This window comes from Streptomyces anthophorae, assembly GCF_049310305.1.
Taxonomy (GTDB): domain Bacteria; phylum Actinomycetota; class Actinomycetes; order Streptomycetales; family Streptomycetaceae; genus Streptomyces.
On record NZ_JBLWQQ010000001.1, the window covers coordinates 8,167,453 to 8,187,502 of the forward strand.

17 protein-coding genes are annotated in these 20,050 nt (G+C 71.5%); 5 read left to right on the forward strand and 12 right to left on the reverse strand.

Features of this window, described 5'->3' with window-relative positions; all coding sequences use genetic code 11:
- Positions 1 to 4 precede the first annotated feature (4 nt).
- From ACNYS0_RS37135 to ACNYS0_RS37170, 8 genes are all read right to left on the reverse strand, one after another.
- On the reverse strand, positions 5 to 2,242 hold the full coding sequence (locus tag ACNYS0_RS37135; RefSeq protein ID WP_422480285.1) for a glycoside hydrolase family 3 N-terminal domain-containing protein: 2,238 nt from the start codon (positions 2,240 to 2,242) through the stop codon (positions 5 to 7).
- A 6-nt stretch (positions 2,243 to 2,248) separates the two neighbouring features.
- Positions 2,249 to 4,177 (reverse strand): cellulase family glycosylhydrolase, encoded by a 1,929-nt coding sequence (locus ACNYS0_RS37140; protein WP_422480287.1) that lies wholly within the window; start codon positions 4,175 to 4,177, stop codon positions 2,249 to 2,251.
- Positions 4,178 to 4,297: 120 nt separating this feature from the next.
- Entirely contained in the window at positions 4,298 to 5,317 is a 1,020-nt protein-coding gene (locus ACNYS0_RS37145; RefSeq protein ID WP_422480289.1) for a LacI family DNA-binding transcriptional regulator, read from the reverse strand.
- Positions 5,314 to 6,156, reverse strand: a complete 843-nt coding sequence (locus tag ACNYS0_RS37150) for a carbohydrate ABC transporter permease (RefSeq protein WP_422480291.1) — start codon at positions 6,154 to 6,156, stop codon at positions 5,314 to 5,316. Before ACNYS0_RS37150 ends, ACNYS0_RS37145 begins: the two co-directional genes overlap by 4 nt.
- Before the next feature lie 36 nt (positions 6,157 to 6,192).
- Positions 6,193 to 7,125: a carbohydrate ABC transporter permease gene (locus ACNYS0_RS37155; RefSeq protein WP_422480293.1), complete on the reverse strand. Its 933-nt coding sequence runs from the start codon at positions 7,123 to 7,125 to the stop codon at positions 6,193 to 6,195.
- 34 nt (positions 7,126 to 7,159) lie between these two features.
- Positions 7,160 to 8,443: an ABC transporter substrate-binding protein gene (locus ACNYS0_RS37160; RefSeq protein ID WP_422480296.1), complete on the reverse strand. Its 1,284-nt coding sequence runs from the start codon at positions 8,441 to 8,443 to the stop codon at positions 7,160 to 7,162.
- 117 nt (positions 8,444 to 8,560) lie between these two features.
- On the reverse strand, positions 8,561 to 9,088 hold the full coding sequence (locus ACNYS0_RS37165; protein WP_422480298.1) for a GNAT family N-acetyltransferase: 528 nt from the start codon (positions 9,086 to 9,088) through the stop codon (positions 8,561 to 8,563).
- Positions 9,089 to 9,117: 29 nt separating this feature from the next.
- A complete protein-coding gene (locus tag ACNYS0_RS37170; RefSeq protein WP_422480300.1) occupies positions 9,118 to 9,852 on the reverse strand; it encodes an SDR family oxidoreductase in 735 nt (244 codons plus the stop codon).
- Positions 9,853 to 9,994: 142 nt separating this feature from the next.
- On the opposite strand from ACNYS0_RS37170, the gene ACNYS0_RS37175 reads away from it, so the two are divergent.
- On the forward strand, positions 9,995 to 10,567 hold the full coding sequence (locus ACNYS0_RS37175; RefSeq protein WP_422480302.1) for a TetR/AcrR family transcriptional regulator: 573 nt from the start codon (positions 9,995 to 9,997) through the stop codon (positions 10,565 to 10,567).
- 4 nt (positions 10,568 to 10,571) lie between these two features.
- On the opposite strand, the gene ACNYS0_RS37180 is transcribed toward ACNYS0_RS37175, so the two are convergent.
- A complete protein-coding gene (locus tag ACNYS0_RS37180) occupies positions 10,572 to 11,345 on the reverse strand; it encodes a GntR family transcriptional regulator (protein ID WP_422480304.1) in 774 nt (257 codons plus the stop codon).
- A 121-nt stretch (positions 11,346 to 11,466) separates the two neighbouring features.
- Between ACNYS0_RS37180 and ACNYS0_RS37185 the strand changes: the two genes are divergently transcribed.
- From ACNYS0_RS37185 to manD, 4 genes are read left to right on the forward strand one after another with little or no spacing between them, the layout of a single operon-like run.
- Positions 11,467 to 12,822, forward strand: a complete 1,356-nt coding sequence (locus tag ACNYS0_RS37185) for an MFS transporter (protein WP_422480306.1) — start codon at positions 11,467 to 11,469, stop codon at positions 12,820 to 12,822.
- 43 nt (positions 12,823 to 12,865) lie between these two features.
- Positions 12,866 to 13,924, forward strand: coding sequence for an alcohol dehydrogenase catalytic domain-containing protein (locus ACNYS0_RS37190; RefSeq protein ID WP_422480308.1), 1,059 nt, complete (start codon positions 12,866 to 12,868; stop codon positions 13,922 to 13,924).
- A complete protein-coding gene (locus tag ACNYS0_RS37195; protein ID WP_422480310.1) occupies positions 13,921 to 15,429 on the forward strand; it encodes a mannitol dehydrogenase family protein in 1,509 nt (502 codons plus the stop codon). The genes ACNYS0_RS37190 and ACNYS0_RS37195 overlap by 4 nt, the downstream gene beginning before the upstream one ends.
- A 40-nt stretch (positions 15,430 to 15,469) precedes the next feature.
- Positions 15,470 to 16,687 carry a D-mannonate dehydratase ManD gene (manD, locus tag ACNYS0_RS37200; RefSeq protein WP_422480312.1) on the forward strand — a complete coding sequence of 406 codons (1,218 nt, stop codon included), beginning with the start codon at positions 15,470 to 15,472 and terminating at the stop codon, positions 16,685 to 16,687.
- A 2-nt stretch (positions 16,688 to 16,689) separates the two neighbouring features.
- Here manD and ACNYS0_RS37205 read toward each other — a convergent pair whose 3' ends face one another.
- From ACNYS0_RS37205 to ACNYS0_RS37215, 3 genes are read right to left on the reverse strand one after another with little or no spacing between them, the layout of a single operon-like run.
- Positions 16,690 to 18,201, reverse strand: a complete 1,512-nt coding sequence (locus ACNYS0_RS37205; protein WP_422480314.1) for a 3-hydroxyacyl-CoA dehydrogenase — start codon at positions 18,199 to 18,201, stop codon at positions 16,690 to 16,692.
- 41 nt (positions 18,202 to 18,242) lie between these two features.
- Positions 18,243 to 19,028 (reverse strand): CoA-transferase subunit beta, encoded by a 786-nt coding sequence (locus ACNYS0_RS37210; RefSeq protein WP_422482872.1) that lies wholly within the window; start codon positions 19,026 to 19,028, stop codon positions 18,243 to 18,245.
- Positions 19,029 to 19,057: 29 nt separating this feature from the next.
- A complete protein-coding gene (locus ACNYS0_RS37215; RefSeq protein WP_422482873.1) occupies positions 19,058 to 19,975 on the reverse strand; it encodes a CoA transferase subunit A in 918 nt (305 codons plus the stop codon).
- Positions 19,976 to 20,050 lie beyond the last annotated feature (75 nt).

A 20,050-nucleotide genomic window follows, 5' to 3' on the forward strand; every position in this document is an offset into this window, starting at 1 on the left:
CGGGTCAGACGGTGAGCGGCGCGGACCGCGTGGAGTCCGACGAGGGGCCCGTCCCGATCTCGTACGTGCCCGGTTCCACGGCCAGGTCCAGGGAGCGGGTCACCGAGGCCAGGACCTCGTCGTCGAGGGGGAAGGCGACCGTGGCCTTCTCACCCGGCGCCAGGTCCACGCGCCGGAAGCCCCGCAGTTCACGCACGCGCGGCCAGGACGTCGCGCCGCCGACCCTGCGAACGTAGAGCTGCACGGTCTCGCGGACCGGCCGGCTCCCGGTGTTGGTGACCTCGACCTCGCACACCCTCCCGGACACACGTGGTGTGCCGAACTCCGTGGTGGTGTACGACAGTCCGTGGCCGAAGGGGTAGAGCGGAGCCCCCGGCTGGTCCACGTAGCCGCGGAAGCCGTGGTCCTTGGAGTTGTAGAAGACGGGGAGCTGCCCTGAGGAGCGGGGCACCGAGACCGGCAGCCGTCCGCTCGGCTCGCAGGCGCCCAGGAGCACGTCCGCTACGACCCGGCCGCCCCACGGCCCCGGATACCAGGCGCTCACCAACGCCCCTGCGTCGTCGGCGAGTTCGGGCACCGCGTGCGGTCGGCCCTGGATCAGCACCGCCACGCATGGTGTGCCGGTCGCCGCCACCGCCTCGGCGAGCGCCCGCTGCCCGGCGCCGAGCCGGACGTCGGCCAGATCGACGCCCTCGCCACAGGTCATCTCCGTCGGATTGCCGGTGGCGATGACCGCGGCACCGTTGTCGTCGAAGAGCGTGTCGTGTTCGCGCGCGCTGGAACCGCCGAGCACCAGCACCGCGACATCGCACGCGGCGGCCAGCTCCACGGCCTCCGCGATCCCCGCACGGTCGTCGCCCACCAGGTCGCAGCCGCGCGCGTACGTCACGTCCGCGCCGGCCTCCCGCAGCCCGGCGAGCACCGAGACACCACTGTCCGGCCGTTGCGGCGATGTGTAGTCGCCGAGCTGCTGCGGGACGGAGTCGGCGTTCGGTCCGATCACGGCGATGCGCTTCTTGTCGGGGCCGAGGGGGAGCAGTGCTCCGTCGTTGTGCAGGAGTGTGACCGAGGCGCGGGCGATGCGCTCGCTCAACTCCTGCGTGTCACAGGCGCGTTGGCGCACTTCGGTGGCATACGGCTGCTCGAAGAGCCCGAGCCGGAACTTCAGTGTCAGGACGCGGGCCACCGCCGTGTCCAGGGCCGAGGCCGGGACGAGGCCGCGCTCCACCGCCGTCCCCAGCTCCGGGAACACCCCGTCCCACAGGCTCAGATCCGTGCCCGCCGACAGCGCGAGCGCCGCCGCGGAGGGACGGTCGCCGGCCAGCCGCACCAGCCGGTCGAGCGCGCACCCGTCCGCCATCACCAGACCCTCGAAGCCCCAGCGCTCGCGGAGCAGCCCGGTGAGGAGGTCGTGCGAGGCCGCGCACGGCAGGCCGTCGAACTCGTTGTACGCGGCCATCACGCCCGCCGCCCCCGCCCGCACCCCCGCGAGGGCCGCCGGGAGGTGGATCTCGTGCAGCTCGCGGGCGCCGATCTCGGTGGCGGCACTGTTGCGCCCGCCGACCGAACTCCCCTGCCCCGCGAAGTGCTTGAGCACGACGGCCGCCCGGTCCGTCCCGAAGGTCTCACCTCCGCCCTGCATCCCCTCCACCAGCGCCTCGGTGAGCCGCGCCGCCAGGTACGGGTCCTCGCCGAAGCACTCCTCCGCGCGGCCCCAGCGCGGGTCCCGCACCAGGTCGAGCGCGGACACCAGCGCGATGTGTCCGCCACGGGCCCGCAGTTCGGCCGCCGCGGCGGCCGCCGCCTCCCGGTACAGATCCGGGTCCCAGGTGGCGCCGACCGCCAGGTTCACGGGCAGTACGGTGCCGTCGAGTGCCTGGTGACCGTGCGGCACCTCCTCCACCATCAGGACGGGGATGCCGAGCCGCGTGTTCTCGACGACATGCCGCTGCACCGCGTCCGCGACCCGCGCGCCGTCCGCCGCCGTGATGCCGTCGGTGAAGGTGACACCGGACCACGGGTCGGCCCGCTGAAGCCCGTACAGCGCGCCCATCCCGTCGAACCGGGCCACCTCCTCGCGGAACGCGTCCGTGAGCCGGTGCCCCTCCGCCGTGCGCTCGTAGGCGTCCCAGCCGTACATCCGCTGGTTGACCTGGCCGACCTTCTCGGTGAGCGTCATACGGCCGAGCAGATCACGCACCCGGTCGGCGACCGGCGCGTCCGCGTCCTGGTACAGCTCCATGGTGTGTCAGGCCTCCGTGTCCAGTTCGAGGACCCGCACCCCGTACGGTGCGAGCGTCACCTCGTCGAGCGGCTTGCCCAGGTGGTCCGACGGGCGCACCGTCAGCTCCTCCTCCGCCTGGCTGACCAGCCACAGGAACCGCCGCCCGTCCTCGTGGACGAGGGTGTCCGCGCTGACCAGCGGCGTGTCCACGGTCACCGGGCGGGCCGCGCCCGCGACCTCGGCGAGCGCCGCGTACAGCCGGTGCGTCTGCTCCGGATTCACCTGTGCCGTCCGCGCGGCCATGTGCTCCAACGGGTACGTGGCGAGGACCGCGCGACCCGCGCCGAGCTCGTGGACGAGCAGCGCCGGGCGGCCGTGCGCGTCCGTCGCGACGACCCGCGCGCCGTCCGGGACGACCGGCAGCCACGCACGGCTGTCCTCGTTGCCCGCGACGGGGAAGCGCAGCGTCTCACCGGCCCGGACACCACCGAAGTCCTCGGTGAACGTCATGGCCAGCTCGTCGTCCTCGATCGGCTCCGCCACCCCGTACGACAGCTGCATCTCGACCCCGAACAGGCCGTCCAGGTCGTGGAACCACGGCCCGCGCGTACCGGGGTGCTCGCCCGAGCAGAACGACAGATACACCGTCGCCCCCGCGCGCGCCCGCTCCTCAAGGCCGCGCCGCGTCCGCGTCGTCAACTGCCGCGTGGACGGCAGCAGATACAGCTGTACGTCACCGTCCTCCGGCAGCCCGTCCACCTCGCGGACGAAGCCGACCGGGAGGTCCGCGCCGCGCGCGGCGACGTATCCCTGGTGCAGCGAGCTGAAGATCAGCGGCCGGTCGGCGGGGCGGCTGTACGGATAGCCATTCTCCAGGAACGCCGGGACCACGAGCGCCGCGCCCGCGTCCGTGCGGCGGCAGCGTGGGAAGTCGACCGTCTTCAACACGTCGGCGAACGCGGCGAGTTCACGCAGCGGCTCCTTCGGTCGGCCCGCGCTGTCCGTGATCCCGAAGTGCATCTCGAAGGGGTGGTGGTCGTACGGCGACTGCTCCCACAGGTCGTCGTAGTCCGTGTTGTTCCACGCCATCCAGCCCGTCGCGCCGCCGAGCAGTGAATTGTGCAGCGTCTGGCGGTAGTACACGCCCGCGTTGCGCGCGGAGACGGTGTCCGTGGACAGGCCGAACTCCTCCAGGATCACCGGCTTCCCGGTGACCGCCGCAAGCTCGCACTCGAAGGCGGCCCGGTAGTGCTGGCGCGGCCGGTCCGTGTCCGAGCGGTAGACGTGCGGGCCGACGAAGTCCACGTACGGGTCGGTGTCCCGCAGCGAGAAGCCGTTGTCCTTGCCGGTCACCTCGATGCCCCACGCGCCGTCGCCCAGAGACACCGGCTGCGTGGCCCCGGCCGCCACCACCGCCTGACACATGAACTGCGCCCACGCCGTCACCACGTCCGAGGACGGCGGGTCGACCTGGTAGATCCGGCCGTACCCCGGCATCTCGTTGGTGATCAGCCAGCCGGTCACCGCCGGGTGGTCCTTGAAACGGCGCGTCATCTCACTCGCGAACCATGCCTGCCGGCCGACCATCCACACGTCCTCGTACAGGTCGCGGTTGCCGCGCCAGGCCGGGTCCCAGTTCTCGCCGGACATGTGGCCGACGATGAAGGTGGGCACGGACCCCATGCCGAGTTCCTCGTGCGCGTCGAGGAAGTCCCGGAAACGGTCGCAGAGTTCGTCGTCGACGCGGTGCGGCTCCGGGTGGAAGTCCGGCCAGTAGAAGAAGGACCGCGTCATGTTCAGGCCGTGGTCGCGGAGGACCCGCAACTCCTCGCGCACGACGGCCGGGTCGTAGTTCCGCCACATGAGCGGTCCGCCGGTACGGGACCAGTAGTTGGCACCGAGCCAGGGCAGAACGGCGGGGTGGTGGGACAGCTGGGCGCTGTGGCGACGCATGGTGTGGTGCTCCAGACAGTGGTGGTTGTCAAGCCCCGCCGGCGATTGAGGCGCGGGGTCCGGGGCAGAGCCCCGAGTCCGTAACGCCGTTGCCGGTGAACCGGTCAACGGCGGCGCGGCCTACGCGGCCGGTCCCGTCGACTCCCGCACGACGAGCCGGGGGCTCTCCGCCAGCTCGGGCGCGGGCACGCGCTCCTCGCCGATCTCCGCGAGCAGCACCCGCGCCGCCGCAGCGCCCACCACGGTCACCCGCTGGTCGACGGTGGTGAGCCGGGGGTGCAGCCAGCGGCCGAGCGGCAGGTCGTCGTAGCCGATGACGGACAGCTCGCCCGGGACCGAAAGGCCCGCGCGCTGGGCGGCGCCGATGCCGCACACCGCCATCGAGTCGTTGGCGTAGACGATCGCGGTGGGGCGGGGGGAGAGGGCGAGGAGCCGCTCCGTGGCGGCGATGGCCGCCTCGGCGCCGAAGTCCGTGGGGATCACGGCGGCGGGGGAGAGTCCTGCCCGGGCGAGCGCATCGGTGAGCACGCCCTGCCGGAACCCGGAGTGGACCAGCTCCGGCGGCCCGGACACATACCCGATCCGCCGGTGGCCGAGCGCGAGCAGATGCTCCACGGCCTCCGTGACACCCGTCTCCTGGTGGCTGAGCATCACCCCGTCGGGACCGCCGAGCAGCACGAACGGCATTCCCAGACGCCGCAGTCGGTCCGGACGCGGGTCGTCGATACGGCTCTCCGTGAGCACCGCGCCGTCCACCCGCCCCTCGGCGGCGAGCCGCTCGTACAGCCGGCCCTCCTCGTCGACGTCCGCGACGAGGTGCAGGAGCAGACCGTAGCCGCGCGGCGCGAGCTCGCTCTCCAGACCGTTGATCAATTCGCTGAAGTGCGGGTCCGTGCCCAGCACATCGCTGGGGCGGCGCACCACGAGGGCGATGGTGTGACTGCGGGAGCGGCGCAGGGCACTCGCCGCCGCGTTCGGCGACCAGCCGAGGCCCGCGGCCGCGTCCTGGATACGGCGGCGGGTCTGCTCGGAGATCCGGCCCGTGCCGTTGAACACCTTCGACACCGCGGCCGGTGACACCCCGGCCTCGGCCGCCACGTCCTTGATGGTGGGACGCCTGGTCCTGTTCGGCACGCTCACATCTTCACCGCCCCGCTGACGAGCGCCGTCTGCATGCGCTTCTGGAGCACCGTGTACACGATCCACACCGGTACGAGGGTGAGCACGGTGCCCGCCGTCAGCACACCGTAGTCCGTGCCGGTCACCGACTTCAGGGTGGGCAGCGCGACTTGAACCGTGCGCAGGTCCGGATCGGGGCCGATGAGGACGAGGGAGTACAGGTACTCGTTCCAGAAGCTCAGGAAGTTCAGGAGCAGCACCGTGGCGATGCCCGGCAGACACATCGGCGTGTAGATGTGGCGCAGCACCGCGAAGGTCGAGGCGCCGTCCATCCGCGCCGCCTCCTCCATCTCCTTGGGGATGGTCCGCATGAACTGCACCAGGATCACCACCGACAGCGGCAGCGCGGTCGCCGGGAGCAGCAGCACCATGAACGTACGGGTGTGGAAGAGGCCGGTCGCCGCCGCGAGCAGGAACGTGGGGAACAGGGCGGCGAATGTCGGGATCAGGAACCCGAGCGAGAACACCTTCTCGATCACCGACGCGGCCCGGCCCTCGGAGCGGGCGAGCGCGAACGCCGCAGGGACCGCGAGCCCCAGCGTCAGGACCAGTGAAAGGACGGTTACCAGGGCCGAGTTGAACACCGCCGTGCCGAGCCCCGCGGTCCTGAAGGCCGTCGCGAAGTTGTCCAGGCCGAACGAGGTCGGGGGCGCCAGCGGGCTGCCGAAGATCGCGTCGTTGGACTTGAACGCGGAGACGACGAAGTAGTACAGCGGCACCGCGAGCAGCACCGCGTACCCCCACACCAGGATGTGCGCGGGCCACCACGACCGCCCGAACCTCGCATGACTCTTGCTCATGGGAAAAACAGCTCCGATCGGCTCAGGGCACAGGTCTCAGTGACTGGCGCGGAAGACGCGGCGGACGGTCAGCAGGCCCACGAGCCCGGCCAGGAACAGGATCACGCCCACGGCCTGGCTGTATCCGAGGTCCGCCTCGATGAATGCCTTCTGGTAGACGAGGAAGGACAGCGTCGTCGACGAGGTGCCGGGGCCGCCCTGGGTGAGCAGCAGCACGTACTGCGCGGAGCCGAACAGCGTCCACAGCAGCTGAAGCATCGTCACCACACCCACGTAGTCCCGCACGACCGGGAAGTGGATGCCCCACATCGTCCGCCAGTGCCCCGCCCCGTCCAGCTGCGCCGCCTCGCCGAGTTCCTCGGGGACGCTGGACAGGCGCGCCGCGAACAGCACGGCGGTGAAGCCGATGCCCGCCCAGATGTCCATCGCGATCAGGCAGTACAGGGCAGTGGCGGGGCTGGCCAGCCACGCGTCGGTGAGCGAGTCGAGGCCGAGCCCGGACAGGGCGCCGTTGAGCAGCCCGTCGGGGGAGAGGGCCGCGTAGAAGACCATGGCCTTCGCCGGCGTCGAGATCAGGCCCGGCACGAACAGCAGATACCGGATGACGCGATGGCCCGGCGGCTGCTGCGCCACGTAGTAGCCGATCATGTACGCGCACACGATCATCACCGGCAGCGCGATCGCCAGCTGGACCGCCGTGTTGCGCACGGCCGCCCAGAAGGCCGGATCGGCGAAGACCGTACGGAAGTTGTCGAGGCCCGCGAAGGACACCGGCTGGAGCATGCCCGGCCAGTGCAGCGCCGCGATCACGAAGATCGCGACCATCGGGCCGACCATGAACAGCAGGTACCAGACGAGCGCGGGCACGGCCAGGATCGTGCTGCCCTGGCGTTTGCGGCTCGTGCGGGTGGTTTCGGGGGAGGGGGTGCGGCCCGCGCCGACGGCGGGCCGGGGCGTCGTGAGGGTCATCGTTGGCGGCTTCCGTTCTCGACGTTCGGCGGGCTCAGGCGGAGCGGTACGCGGACTCGAGCGCCGTGCGGATCGCACGCGCGGAGGTACCGGGGGTGAAGGCCGTCGACGTCGCCTGGATCAGCGGCTGCGCGGCGGCGGCCGGGATGTACTGGTCCGGCAGCACCGCCTGGCCGACGGAGTCCCCGAGTCGCTGCGCCTTCGCCACCAGCGGGAAGTCCGTGCTGAGTGCCTTGGTGACCACGGACATGTCGCGCCCGCCCTCGGTGACGAACCGGTCCACGATCTCCGGCCGGTACATGAACCGGATGAACCGCTCCACCGTCTTGATCTTCTGCACGCCGTTCGGGCTGATCCAGAAACCGGAGACGGTGTACGTGCGCAGGATGGTCGGCTTCTTCTGGACCGCCCCGCCGGGGAGCGGGAAACCACCGACCGACGTGGTCTTGACAACGTTGTCGGGGACGCTGGCGAGCGCGGACGACATCGCCGACTGCATGGCCGCGTGACCGGTGTTGAACTGCGTCGTCATCGAATCGGACATCAGGCCCTGCGCCTTGTCGGCGAACACCCCGGCATCGCGCAGATCCACGAAGTACGCGATGCCCTCCTGGGCGCCGCGCGAGCCGCTGAAGTCACCCTCGCGGTACAGGTGCCGGGCCTCGGCCGGGGTCAGGAACGTCTGGATGATCTGGGCGAGCAGCTTCTGCCCCGTCCAGTCGTTGCCGCCCACGGTGAACGGTGTGATGCCCTTGCCGCGCAACTTCTTGGCGGCGGCGACGAGTTCGTCGGACGTGGCCGGCGGGGCGTCGACCCCGGCGCGCTCAAGGAGTGCGTGGTTGAAGGCGATCGGCCAGTTCGTCCCGATGTAGGGAAAGGCGCGCAGCCGGCCCTCGGTGTCGGTCCACTCGGTGACGGCCTTCGGGATGATCCGCTCGCGCAGCCCCCAGTCGTCGAGATAGCCGCCGACCGGAACGGTGGCGCCGACCTCGGTCCACGACAGCGTCTTGTCGTAGAGATTGACCATCACGACATCGGCCTCGGCGCGCGCGAGCCGCGAGGTCTCGTAGACCTGTCCCAGGTCATCGCCGTTGATCAGGTTCTTCACGGTGATGTCCGGGTTTTCCTTGCGGAACTGGTTCACGACCGCGCGGAACGTGGGGGAACCGGGCGCGTTCCCGCCCATCTGGCTGTGGATGACCAGGGTGTCGGGGTCCGAGCCATACGCGGAGAACGTGCCGCACGCACTGAGCGCAGGCACCGCCGCAAGACCCGCACCCAGAGCCATGAAGCCGCGTCGATTCATCGGGGAGCGCAAGGCGGGAGGCCTCCTGTCGCGTTGGTATATCGATATACCTTCGGGGTGCGAGCAACGTAAGCGGGAAGCGGAAGGCGGTCAACCCTTTGGAGCGGATGAGGTGTTACGGGGTGTGGGTCAGCGGGGGGCCCGAACGCCGAGCCACTGTTCGGCACCCCAGGCTTCGAACCGCTCGACCTCGGTGAAGCCCAGCTTGGCCGCGAGCCGCATCGAGCCAGTGTTGGCGGTCTGGGTGGTGAGAGCCACCGGTTCGCGGGGAAGGGCGTGGGCGAGCCAGTCGAGTGCTGCCGCGCACGCTTCGGATGCGTACCCGGATCCCCAGGCCCGCGGCAGGAACAGATAGCCGAGGTCGGCCTTGCCCGCGGCGGCCGGGCGTTGGTGTGCCGGGTTTCTCCGGAACAGGATCTGCCCGATCATCGCCCCGTCGAGTTCGACGACGAAGCTGCCGGGCCACCGCTCGGGCACCGCGGGCAACTCGCGTGCGAGAGCGTCGCGCTGCCGGGGGCCTCCGAGGTAGGTGTGCACCTCCGGCGAGGCGAGCAACTCGACGAACGCCGCCCGGTCCCGGGCCTCGGCCCCGCGGAGCACGAGCCGCTCGGTCCGGATCGGCTCCGGCGGCCAGGCGACGAGCTCAAGCGCTTCCATCGGCGCACGGTAGCAGGAGCCGAGCTCAACTATCCCTGTGCCGTGGGGCGTACGACGATGTCGCCGACGTCGACATTGGCCGGCTGCTCGACGGCGAAGGCGATGGCGCGCGCGATCGACTCCGGCGGGATGCCGATGTCGCCCATGGACAAGGCGATCCGGTCCTTCACCTCCGGCGCCATGTGGTCCGCGAACTCCGTGCGGGTGATGCCCGGCGAGACGACCGTCACCCGCAGGCTGTCACCGGCCTCCTGGCGCAGGCCCTCGGAGACGGTGCGCACCGCGTTCTTGGTGGCGGCGTAGACCGCCTGCGTCGGGACGATGCGCAGCCCGGCGGTGGAGACGACGTTGACGAAGTGGCCCGAGCCCTGCTGCCGGAAGACCGGCAGCGCGGCCGCGATCCCGTAGAGCACGCCCTTGAAGTTGACGTCGATCATGTTCTCCCAGTCCTCGACGCGCAGGTCGTCCAGCGGGGAGATCGGTCCGATCCCGGCGTTGCTGACGAGTGCGTCGAGCCGGCCGAAGCGTTCGCGGGCCAACTCGACCAGTGAGGACAGGTCCTGTCGCACCGTCACATCGGTCCGGATCCAGGTGACGTGGCCGCCCGACTTCTCGATGCGGTCCGCGAGATCCTCCAGGCGCCCGGTGCGGCGCGCGCCGAGGACGACCTTGGCGCCGCGTTCCGCGAGCAGCAGGGCGGTGGCCTCGCCGATGCCGCTGCCGGCGCCCGTGATCGCCACGACCTTGCCTTCGATTCCCGACATGGCTGGTCCTTCCCAGGGGTGGGGGCGGGCAGGCCGGGGCCGTGCCCTCGGGGTGAAAGTGGGGGACACCCCACTTAGGCTGATGGTGCGACCGTAAGTGGGGTACCCTCCACTTGGCAAGCGGGTACGAAGGGGACCGGTGATGGACCGAGGCGCTCAGCGGCCGCTCAGGGCGGACGCGCGACGCAACAGGGAGAAGATCCTGGCCGCGGCGGTGCGGGTGTTCACCGAGGACGGCCTCGACGCGAGTCTGGAGCACATCGCCAAGGTCGCGGGCGTCGGCAGCGCGACCCTGTACCGCAACTTCCCGACCCGCGAGGCCCTGATCGAAGCGGCCTACCGCAACGAGGTGGCCCAGCTCTGCGAGGCCGTGCCCGGGCTGCTCGCGGCGCACTCACCGTTCGAGGCGCTGCGTGCGTGGACCCGCCGCTTCATGGACTACGCGAGCGCCAAGCACGGCATGGCCGACGCGCTGCGCGCCATGGCCGCCGAGGGCGGCAATCCGTACGGGCACAGCCGCGACATGATCGAGGCGTCCATCGCCGAGCTGATGGAGGCCGGCAAGCGCGCCGGGGCGATCCGCTCCGACATCCCCACGAGCGACATCTTCGCCGCCCTCGCCGGCATCGCCCTCACCTCGGCGAAGCCCGCACAGCGCGCCCAGGCCGAACGGCTTCTCGACCTTACTCTGGACGGGTTGAGGCACACGGCCTGAGCGTTCAGGTGCGCAGTCCGGGGTGGGCGCGGGGCCTGCTGGGCGGGGGCAACTCCGCCGACTGGACGAAGAGTTCGGGGCGCTCCGCCTGGATCGTGCCGATGTCGTCGAACACGCCCTGGAGGTGACTGCGCAGCGCCTCCTCGGCGCGGGCCGCGTCGCGTCGCTCCAGGGCGTCGACCACGGCCCGGTGCTCGTCGATGAGGTGCTCGATGCGGCGGGGCAGCGGCAGGCTGAGGCGGCGGGCGCGGTCGAGGTGGGCCTTGGCCGTGGTGACCGTGCGCCACAGGGTGCGGTGGCCGCTGGCCTCCATCAGGCGGCGGTGGAACGCCTCGTCCTCCTCGAAGAACAGATCGTCGTCCGCCGCATCGAACGCGGCGCGCTGCGCGTCGAGGATCGCGCGCAGCGCCGCGACGTCCTCGCCGTCGGCCCGCTTCACCGCCTCGCGCAGCGCGGCCAGTTCGAGCGCTTCGCGCATGAACTGAGCCTCCAGGACGGCGTCGACGCTGATCCGTGAGACGAACGTGCCGAGCTTCGGGAAGATGTCGACCAGCGACTCCTCGCCGAGCAGGATCAGCGCCTCGCGCACCGGCGTGCGGCTGACGTCGAGCTCCGCGGCGAGCTCGTTCTCCGACAGCGGGGCGCCCGGCAGCAGCTCGAGAGACGTGATGCGGGCGCGGATCGTCGCGTGCACCCGTACCCGGTTGGACTCCCGGGGGGTCGCGGCCTCCGCCGTGCGCCGTGCCGTCTTCGTGTTTCGTCGCTGCTCGTCCCGCATGCCGTCACCTTCTCACCTCAGCTGCGGAAATTCTTCCATACAAGTTCTTACATACAAGCCTTGTATGTAAGTGATGGCGCGGGTAGAAAGTGACAGGCCCGCTCCCGACCGGAGGTCAACGATGACCAGCCACCCCGTCACCGGCCCCCAGGTGACGACGCCGTCCGGCACGACCCCGCCACCCCGTCCCCGAGGCCGCGGCAAGAACGTCCGCTGGGGCATCGTCGTGCTCTGTTTCGGCGGTCTCGCGGTCAACTACCTCGACCGCTCCACGCTCAGCGTCGCGCTGCCCGCCATGTCCAAGGACCTGCACATCGGCCCCGAGACCCAGGGCTTCGTCCTCAGCGCGTTCTTCCTGACGTACGCGATCTGCCAGTTGCCCGCCGGTGCGCTCCTCGACAAGTACGGCGTGAAGCGGGTCTTCGCGCTCGGCGCGATCTGGTGGTCCCTGGCGACCATCGGCATGGGCCTGGTGCGCGGCGTCGGCTCGCTCGTCGGGGCGCGGATGCTGCTCGGCGCGGGCGAGGCCGGCGGGTATCCGGCCGCCGCCAAGGCCGTCTCACGCTGGTTCCCGAGGCATGAACGCACCCTCGCCAACAGTGTCTGGGACAACGGCGCCCGGGTCGGCACCGCCATCGCCCTGCCGCTCGTCACGGCGCTGGTCTCCGCCTTCCACTGGCGGGTCGCCTTCGTCGTCTGCGGACTGCTCGGCTTCCTGTGGATCATCGGCTGGTGGCGGCTCTACCACGAGCCCGCCGACCACCCGAGGCTCAGCGACGAGGAGCGCGAGTACATCGAGGCCGGCGGCGCCCGCGTCGAGGAGACACCCGCCGATCAGGGCGAGGCGCCCAAGGTGCGCTGGCGCGACCTGTTCCGGTACCGGACGGTCTGGGGCATGATGCTCGGCTTCTTCTGCCTCAACTACGTCATTTACTTCTTCATCACGTGGTTCCCCAGCTACCTCGTCGACGAGCGCGGGTTCGACCTCCTCTCGCTCGGCTTCTTCGGCACCGTCCCCGGCCTCGTCGCCATCGTGGGCTCGCTGCTCGGCGGCTACACGGCCGACCGGCTGCTGCGCAAGGGCTGGTCCATCACCAAGGTCCGCAAGACCTGCCTGATCTCCGGCACCCTGTGCTCGTCGGTCATCGCGCTCGCCGTCGTCGTGCCGACCGCGTCCGGCGCGCTCGCGCTGCTCTCCCTGAGCTACGCCTCGCTGACCTTCTCCACCGCGTCCGTGGCCTCGCTCCCGGCCGATGTCGCGCCCAGCGCGGGGCACGTCGCCTCCCTCGCCGGTATCCAGAACTTCGCCTCGAACGTCGCCGGTGTCCTCGGCCCGATCGTCACCGGCTTCCTGCTGGCGGCCTCCGGCGGCTCGTATCTGGTGCCGCTGCTCGTCTCCGGCGCCCTGTCGATCGTCGGCGCCCTGACCTACGCGTTCGTCATCAAGCGCGTCGAGCCGCTGCCGGTCCGCGCCTGACACCTTCGGCAACACCTTCCGTACGAGAGAGAGGAGCGCCCCCGTGGCCACCACCACGCACCGCGCCGCCGTGCTGCACGGGCCCAAGGACCTGCGCACACAAGACCGTCCGGTGCCCGAGCCGGGTGACGGCGAGGTGCTCGTCGCCGTCCGTGCCGTCGGCCTGTGCGGTTCCGATCTGCACTACTACGAGCACGGCGAGAACGGGCCCAACGTGCTGCGGCAGCCGACCGTCCTCGGCCACGAACCCGCCGGGTACGTCGTCGGCCACGGCGCGGACGCCGGTGACCTGCCCCACGGCACGCCCGTCGCCGTCGAGCCGGCACACCCCTGCGGGCGCTGCGCCCTGTGCCGGGCCGGGCGCTACAACCTGTGCCCGAAGGGCACCTGTTTCGGCTCGCCGCCAACCGACGGCGCGCTCACCGAACACCTCGCCGTACCACGGGACTTCGTGCACCCGCTGCCCGCGGGCATGGACGTGAAGCTGGGCGCGCTCGTCGAACCCCTCGCGGTCGCCGTGCACGCCGTGCGCCGCGCCGCCGCCGCACCCGGCGAGCGCGTCCTGGTCACCGGCGCAGGACCCATCGGTGTGCTCGTCGCCCAGGTCGCCGCCGCCTGTGGAGCGCTCGTGACCGTGTCCGACGTCGCCCCCGCGCGCCGGGAGTTCGCGGCCCGGCTCGGCGCCAAGACCATCGATGCGACCGCACTGACACCCGACCCCGACCGGGCGCACGCGCTCGCCGACCCCGAGGGCTACGACACCGTCCTCGACTGCTCCGGCGTCGGCCCCGCCCTCGTCTCCGGGATCCGCGCGCTGCGCCCCGGCGGCACCGCCGTCGTCGTCGGCAACCCCAACCGCCCGGAGACCGAACTGCCGCTGGCCTGGATGCAACGCCAGGAGATGGCCCTGCTCACCTCCTTCCGTTACGCCGCAGGGGACTTCGCGGCCGCGGTGCGGCTCGCCGGGTCAGGACGGGTACGCCTCGACGGGCTGGTCACCGCCGAGTTCCCGCTGGAGCGGGCGGACGAGGCGCTGCACACCGCGCTCACCGACCGTACGCAGATGAAGGTGCTCGTCACGCCCGGCGAGGTGGTCGTGTGAGCGCGCAGCACCGCGCGCTGCCGCGCATGACGCGGGCCGCGCTGCCGGTCGCGGGGCTCCGACTGCCGCCGCCGACACCCGAGTCCGGCATCGTGCACCTGGGGCTCGGCAACTTCCACCGCGCCCACCAGGCCGTGTACACCGCCGATGCGCTGCGGCACACCGATGGCCCATGGGGGATCACCGGTGTCTCCACCACGCCCGGCACCCGGCCCCGGCCGTTGATCGAGGGCATGGCCGCCCAGGACGGCCTCTACGCCGTGCTCACCCTGCAGCGCGACGGCGCCGTCGCCGCGAGCGTGCCCGGCGTCCACCATCCGGGCCTGGTCGCCGACGGGCAGGGCGCGGACGTGGTCGCCGCCATCGCCGCCGCCACCACCCGCATCGTCTCCCTCACGGTCACGGAGAAGGGCTACACCTTCGCGGCCGACGGCCGCCTGGACCTCGACGACCCGCTCATCAGGGCCGACCTCGCGGGCGGTACACCGCGCACCGCGCTCGGCCTCATCGCGCGCGGGCTGCAACAACGACTGCGGGCGGGCGCCCCGCCCGCGACCGTTCTCAGCTGTGACAACCTCATGGAGAACGGGTACCGACTCCGTTCCCTGCTGGCGGATTTCACCGCCGAGCTGCCGGCCGGTGAGCGCGAGGACCTCCAGGCGTACGTCGACGTCTCCGTCTCGACGCCGAACAGCATGGTCGACCGGATCGCCCCCGCCACCACCGACGAACACAGGGACCTGGTCGCCCGCGCGTTCGGCGTCCGCGACACGGTGCCGGTGCCCGCCGAGCCGTACAGACTGTGGGTGATGCAGGACGACTTCCGCGCCGGGCGGCCCGCCTGGGAGCAGGCGGGCGCGGTGTTCGCCAAGGACGTGGCGCCGTACGAGCTGATGAAGCTGCGCCTGCTCAACGGCGCCCATTCGCTGCTCGCCTACCTCGGACTGCTGCGCGGCCACCGCTCCATCGACCAGGCCGTGGACGACGAACTCCTCGGTGGAGCCGTCGAGTTCGCGATGCGCGAGGAGATCCTGCCGACCGTTCCCGAACCCGACGGCATGTCAGGGGACACCTACATCGGTGAACTCCTCGACCGTTTCGCCAATCCGGCACTCGGTCACCGCACCGCCCAGGTCGGCTCCGACGGCTCCCTGAAGATCCCCGTCCGCTGGGCCGGAACGATCGCCGAGGCGCTGGCCGCAGGGCACGTGCCACATGTCCTCGCGCTCGGCTTCGCCGCGTACGCGCGAGTGATCACGGCCGACGACGCGTACGACGAGCGGAGTCTCGGCACCGTCCACGACGGCGCCCGCGCCCGCTTCACCGAACTGGCCTCCCGCGCGAGCGGCCCCGACGCCAAGGCCCGCCTGCTGCTCGCCGAAGGCGGTCTGCTGCCCCAAGAGGCGGCGCAGCACCCGGAGTTCGCCGACGCGGTCGCCGAGTTCGCGCGGACTCTGGACGCGCACGGGGCCGAGGCCGCGCTGCGGTCCGCCGCCCGCGGCTGACACACCATCCGACGACGCCCCCACGAGAGAACGGCACCACATGCCCGCCACCATCACGTCCGCCGAGGTCTTCGTCACCTGCCCCGGCCGCAACTACGTCACCCTGAAGATCACCACGTCCGACGGAGTCACCGGCATCGGCGACGCCACCCTCAACGGCCGCGAGCTGTCCGTCGCCTCCTACCTCCGCGACCACGTCTGCCCCACGCTCATCGGCCAGGACCCGGCCCGCATCGAGCACCTGTGGCAGTACCTGTACAAGGGCGCCTACTGGCGGCGCGGCCCGGTCACCATGACGGCCGTCGCCGCCGTCGACGTCGCCCTGTGGGACATCAAGGGCAAGGTCGCGAACCTCCCCGTCTACCAGCTGCTCGGCGGCGCCGCCCGCGACGGTGTCACCGTCTACGGCCACGCCAGCGGCAACACGATCCCCGAACTGCTCGACGACGTACGGCGATTCCGCGACAAGGGCTTCCGTGCGGTCCGCGCCCAGGCGGCGGTGCCCGGCCTGGAGCGCGTCTACGGCATGCGCAAGGGCGACGGCGACACCTACGAGCCCGCCGACGGCAACCTGCCGACCGAGGAGGTCTGGGACACCGGCGCCTACCTGGACTTCGTGCCCGAGTACATGGCCGCCGTCCGCGAGGAGTTCGGCTACGGCTTCCACCTGCTGCACGACGTCCACCACCGGCTCAGCCCGATCGAGGCGGGCCGGCTCGGCAGGTCCCTGGAGCCGTACCGCCTGTTCTGGATCGAGGACCCGACCCCGGCCGAGGACCAGGAGGCCTTCCGGCTCATCCGGCAGCACACCACGACCCCGCTCGCGGTCGGCGAGATCTTCAACTCGATCTGGGACTGCCAGCACCTCATCACCAACCGGCTGATCGACTACATCCGCGCCTCCGTCTCCCACGCGGGCGGCATCACCCACCTGCGCCGGATCTTCTCCCTCGCGGAGCTGTACGGGGTGCGCTCCGGCTCGCACGGAGCGGGTGATCTCTCCCCGGCCTCGTTCGCCGCCGCGCTCCACCTCGACCTGACGATCCCGAACTTCGGCATGCAGGAGTACATGGCCCACCTCCCCGGCTACGAGGAGGTGTTCCACACGTCCTGGACCTTCGAGGACGGACTCATGCACCCCGGCGACCGCCCCGGCATCGGCGTCGAGTTCGACGAGAAGGCCGCCGAGCGGTTCCCGTACGAGCGCAGGTACCTGCCGGTCAACCGGCTGAAGGACGGGGGCGTGCACGACTGGTGAGGTCAGCCGAGGCACTCCTGGGGCGCCGTGCCCGCCTCGGTCAACGGCAGCCCCAGCAGGGCGCGTTCGGTGAGCCAGCGGGTCGGGCGGTGGCGGGGGTCGCCGGTGCTCGCGTGCAGGGACCGTTGCAGGTCCAGCATGCGGGCGGCGCCCACGCGGTCGCCCCAGGCCAGCGGGCCGACGGGGTAGCCGAGGCCGAGCGTCACCGCCAGGTCGATGTCCGCGGGGGCGGCGAGGGAGCGCTCGGCGATGGACGCGGCGACCGACACCACGGAGGCGAGCAGGCGCTGGGCCACCGACCCGGCGGTGTCACGGACGAGTGTCACCGTGTGCTCGCCGCGGGCCAGTACGGCGCGTGCGTCACGCGCGGCGGCCGGGTCGGCCGCCGGGGTCACCGACAGCACACGTCGGCCGCTCGCCACGGACAGCGGGTCCACGCCGAACGTGCGGGCGGCGGGGAGTCCGTGGGCGGCGACGGCTTCGGCCACGGTGGTGCCCCAGACCGGGACCAGGACGAGGGCGTCGGCCGACGGCGTCTCGCCGGTCTCCACGGTGGCGCCGGACGCGGTCAGGGCCTCGCGCAGCGCCGCGTCGCCGCCCGCCACGAACACCGGCCGGTCCGCGTTCCCCGTCACCGGCGCCTCCGTGGTGGTGTCGGGGGCGTCGGGGCCGTACGCGTACCAGCCCCGCCCGGTCTTGCGGCCGAGCAGGCCCGCCGTCACCCGGTTCGGGGTGAGGTAGGACGGGCGCAGGCGGGGTTCGTTGCGGAACCCCTGCCAGATCGAGTCGATGACGGCCGCCGTGACATCGAGTCCGGTGAGGTCCATCAGCTCGAACGGGCCCATCCGCAGGCCCAGTACGTCGCGCGCGACGCGGTCGATGTCCTGGGGCTGAGCCACCGACTCCTCCAGGAGCGCGAGTGCCTCGGTCACCAGACCGCGCCCCGCGTGGTTCACGAGGAAGCCGGGGGTGTCGGCCACCGTGACGGCGCGGTGCCCGCAGCCCTCGACCAGTGCCGTGAGCGCGGGGGCGATCTCGGGGCGGGTCGCGGCGCCCGGCACCACCTCCACGATCCGCATCAGCGGCACGGGGTTGAAGAAGTGCAGGCCCGCCAGGCGCGTCGGGTCGTCGAGCGTCGCCGCGATCCGGGTCACCGAGAGGGACGAGGTGTTGGTGGCGAAGACGGTGGTGGCCGGGAGCGCCCGCTCCAGCTTCCCGAAGACCTCCGCCTTGGTGTCCAGGTCCTCCCGTACGGCCTCGATCACAAGGTCCACGTCGGGGCCCGGCGCCCAGGGGTCGTCCAGCGGGACAAGGCGTGCCACCGACGCCGCGCCGTCGTCGGCACTCATGCGGCCCTTGGCGACCGCGCGGTCCAGCATCGACCGCACGAAATCGACGGCCTCCCGCACCGCCTCCGCCCGGACATCGCCCAGCTCGACGGTGTGTCCGGCGCTCGCCGCCCATTGGGCGATGCCGCGGCCCATGGCTCCGGCGCCGACGATCCTGATACGCATGACAGGTGGGACCTTTCGCAGTAGGGGTGTACGGGGATGTGTCAGCGGAGGTAGACGCGGCCCGGGTCGACGTCCTCACGAAGGAGCCGCAGCTCCGCCGCGCTCGGCGGCTCCACCGTCCCGACGTGGTCGGCCACTTGGAGGTCCCAGCCCGTGGCCTCCTTGACCTGCTCGACGGTGACACCGGGGTGCACGGCGGTGAGCCGCAGCTCCTCTCCGATGCCCTCGCGGGCCAGGATGCCCAGCTCGGTGATGACCCGCGTGACACCGACACCCAGCGGCCGGATTCCCTCGGCGAGCGCGCGGTCCGGTCCCGGCGTGGTGCAGAAGTCGAGGGTCTCGGTGAAGGAGCGCGGGTTGTGGCGGCGCATCACGACGAACACCTCACGGGAATTGGCCATCACCTCGATGCCGCCGCCGGACCCGGGCAGCCGCACCTGCGGGCTCTCCCAGTCGCCGATGACCGAGGTGTTGAGGTTGCCCCAGCGGTCGATCTGCGCGGCGCCGAGGAAGCCGACGTCGATGTGTCCGCCCTGCAACACGCTGCCGAACAGGGCCGGCATCGACAGCACCGCCTCCGCACCCGAGATGAGCACGGCGTCCGCGATGGTCTCCGGCAGGTGCGAGGGGTGCGCCCCGCACACCCCGGACTCGTAGACGACCTCGATCTGCGGGGCGACCGTCAGGTGGGCCAGTTCGGTGGCGAGGGTGGGCAGGCCGATGCCCGCGAACACCGTGCGGCGGGCGGCCAGTTCACGTGAGGCGACGACGGAGAGCAGCTCCGAGGAGGTGACCGTCTCGGCGGTCCCGGGCGTGGCAGCAGTCATGGTGGTCAGGTCCTTGTCGTGTGTCGCGCTCACAGTCGCCGTCCGTAGTTCACCGGTTCGCTGAGCAGCTCGCCGACCGCGAGGCCCGCCCAGAACTCCTCGCCCTGTTTGGCGACGTACTCGGCGTGGTCGGCCGTTCCGTACACCCACTCCGCCAGCCAGTCCTGGAGGCGCTGCGGGTCCTTGCTGATGCCCGACCAGGCGCGGTAGAAGGCGTTGTCGCGGTCGTAATAGCCCTGCGCGAACGACGGGTGGGCGCCGCGCGGGCACACCACGACGGCGTCCACGGCGTGGGCCGGGACGAGCGTGCGGTTGGGGTCCGAGCGGACCACGTCGTCCTCGACGAGCTCCTCGACCACGACGATCGCCTTGTCGGCCGCGTACACCGCCTCGGCCTGGATGCCGGTGAGGCCCCAGATCTGGGTGTTGCCCCGGCGGTCGGCGCGCTGCGCGTGGATGATCGTGACGTCCGGGTTCACAGGCGGTACGACGTAGATCTGCTCGGGTTCGCCGTCCGGCCCCGGGTAGGGCGAGGTCACCTTCCGCAGCGCGCTGTTGATGCCGGGCAGGTCGCTGCCGCCGTAGGAGCGCAGCGGGAAGAACGGGAGTCGCTGGGAGCCGGCCAGGTAGCGGCAGATCATCCCGTAGTGGCTGTACTCCTCGAAGGCGAGCGGCGCCGGGTCGGCGCGTTCGATCCTGCGGCGCAGCTCGCCGAGCGAACCGGCGGAGGAGTTGCCGACGAAGGAGGAGACGAGGCGCGAGACGCAGCCCGCGGCGAGCATCTGGTCCACGACGATGTCCGCCGTCATCCGGACGACCGTGAGGTCCCTGCGGCCCTGCCGGATGATCTCGTGTCCGGCGGCGGTGGGGACGAGGTGGGTGAAGCCCTCGATGCTGACGGTGGCGCCGTCGTGCACGAAGGTGGCGATGGCCTCCTTCATCGACATGACCTTGGGTGACACGGTGCTCCTCCGTGAGTGCGTAGTGGTCGCCCTACCGTGTCAGCGCCTATTGATTGCCGT

Excerpts from the sequence above, each read along its gene's own strand:
- ACNYS0_RS37215 (WP_422482873.1), bottom strand. The coding sequence starts at position 19,975 with ATGTCGATGAAGGAGGCCATCGCCACCTTCGTGCACGACGGCGCCACC.
- ACNYS0_RS37170 (WP_422480300.1), bottom strand. The coding sequence starts at position 9,852 with ATGTCGGGAATCGAAGGCAAGGTCGTGGCGATCACGGGCGCCGGCAGC.
- ACNYS0_RS37175 (WP_422480302.1), top strand. The coding sequence starts at position 9,995 with ATGGACCGAGGCGCTCAGCGGCCGCTCAGGGCGGACGCGCGACGCAAC.
- ACNYS0_RS37135 (WP_422480285.1), bottom strand. The coding sequence starts at position 2,242 with ATGGAGCTGTACCAGGACGCGGACGCGCCGGTCGCCGACCGGGTGCGT.
- manD (WP_422480312.1), top strand. The coding sequence starts at position 15,470 with ATGCCCGCCACCATCACGTCCGCCGAGGTCTTCGTCACCTGCCCCGGC.
- ACNYS0_RS37165 (WP_422480298.1), bottom strand. The coding sequence starts at position 9,088 with ATGGAAGCGCTTGAGCTCGTCGCCTGGCCGCCGGAGCCGATCCGGACC.
- ACNYS0_RS37180 (WP_422480304.1), bottom strand. The coding sequence starts at position 11,345 with ATGCGGGACGAGCAGCGACGAAACACGAAGACGGCACGGCGCACGGCG.
- ACNYS0_RS37155 (WP_422480293.1), bottom strand. The coding sequence starts at position 7,125 with ATGACCCTCACGACGCCCCGGCCCGCCGTCGGCGCGGGCCGCACCCCC.
- ACNYS0_RS37210 (WP_422482872.1), bottom strand. The coding sequence starts at position 19,028 with ATGACTGCTGCCACGCCCGGGACCGCCGAGACGGTCACCTCCTCGGAG.
- ACNYS0_RS37150 (WP_422480291.1), bottom strand. The coding sequence starts at position 6,156 with ATGAGCAAGAGTCATGCGAGGTTCGGGCGGTCGTGGTGGCCCGCGCAC.
- ACNYS0_RS37185 (WP_422480306.1), top strand. The coding sequence starts at position 11,467 with ATGACCAGCCACCCCGTCACCGGCCCCCAGGTGACGACGCCGTCCGGC.
- ACNYS0_RS37140 (WP_422480287.1), bottom strand. The coding sequence starts at position 4,177 with ATGCGTCGCCACAGCGCCCAGCTGTCCCACCACCCCGCCGTTCTGCCC.
- ACNYS0_RS37205 (WP_422480314.1), bottom strand. The coding sequence starts at position 18,201 with ATGCGTATCAGGATCGTCGGCGCCGGAGCCATGGGCCGCGGCATCGCC.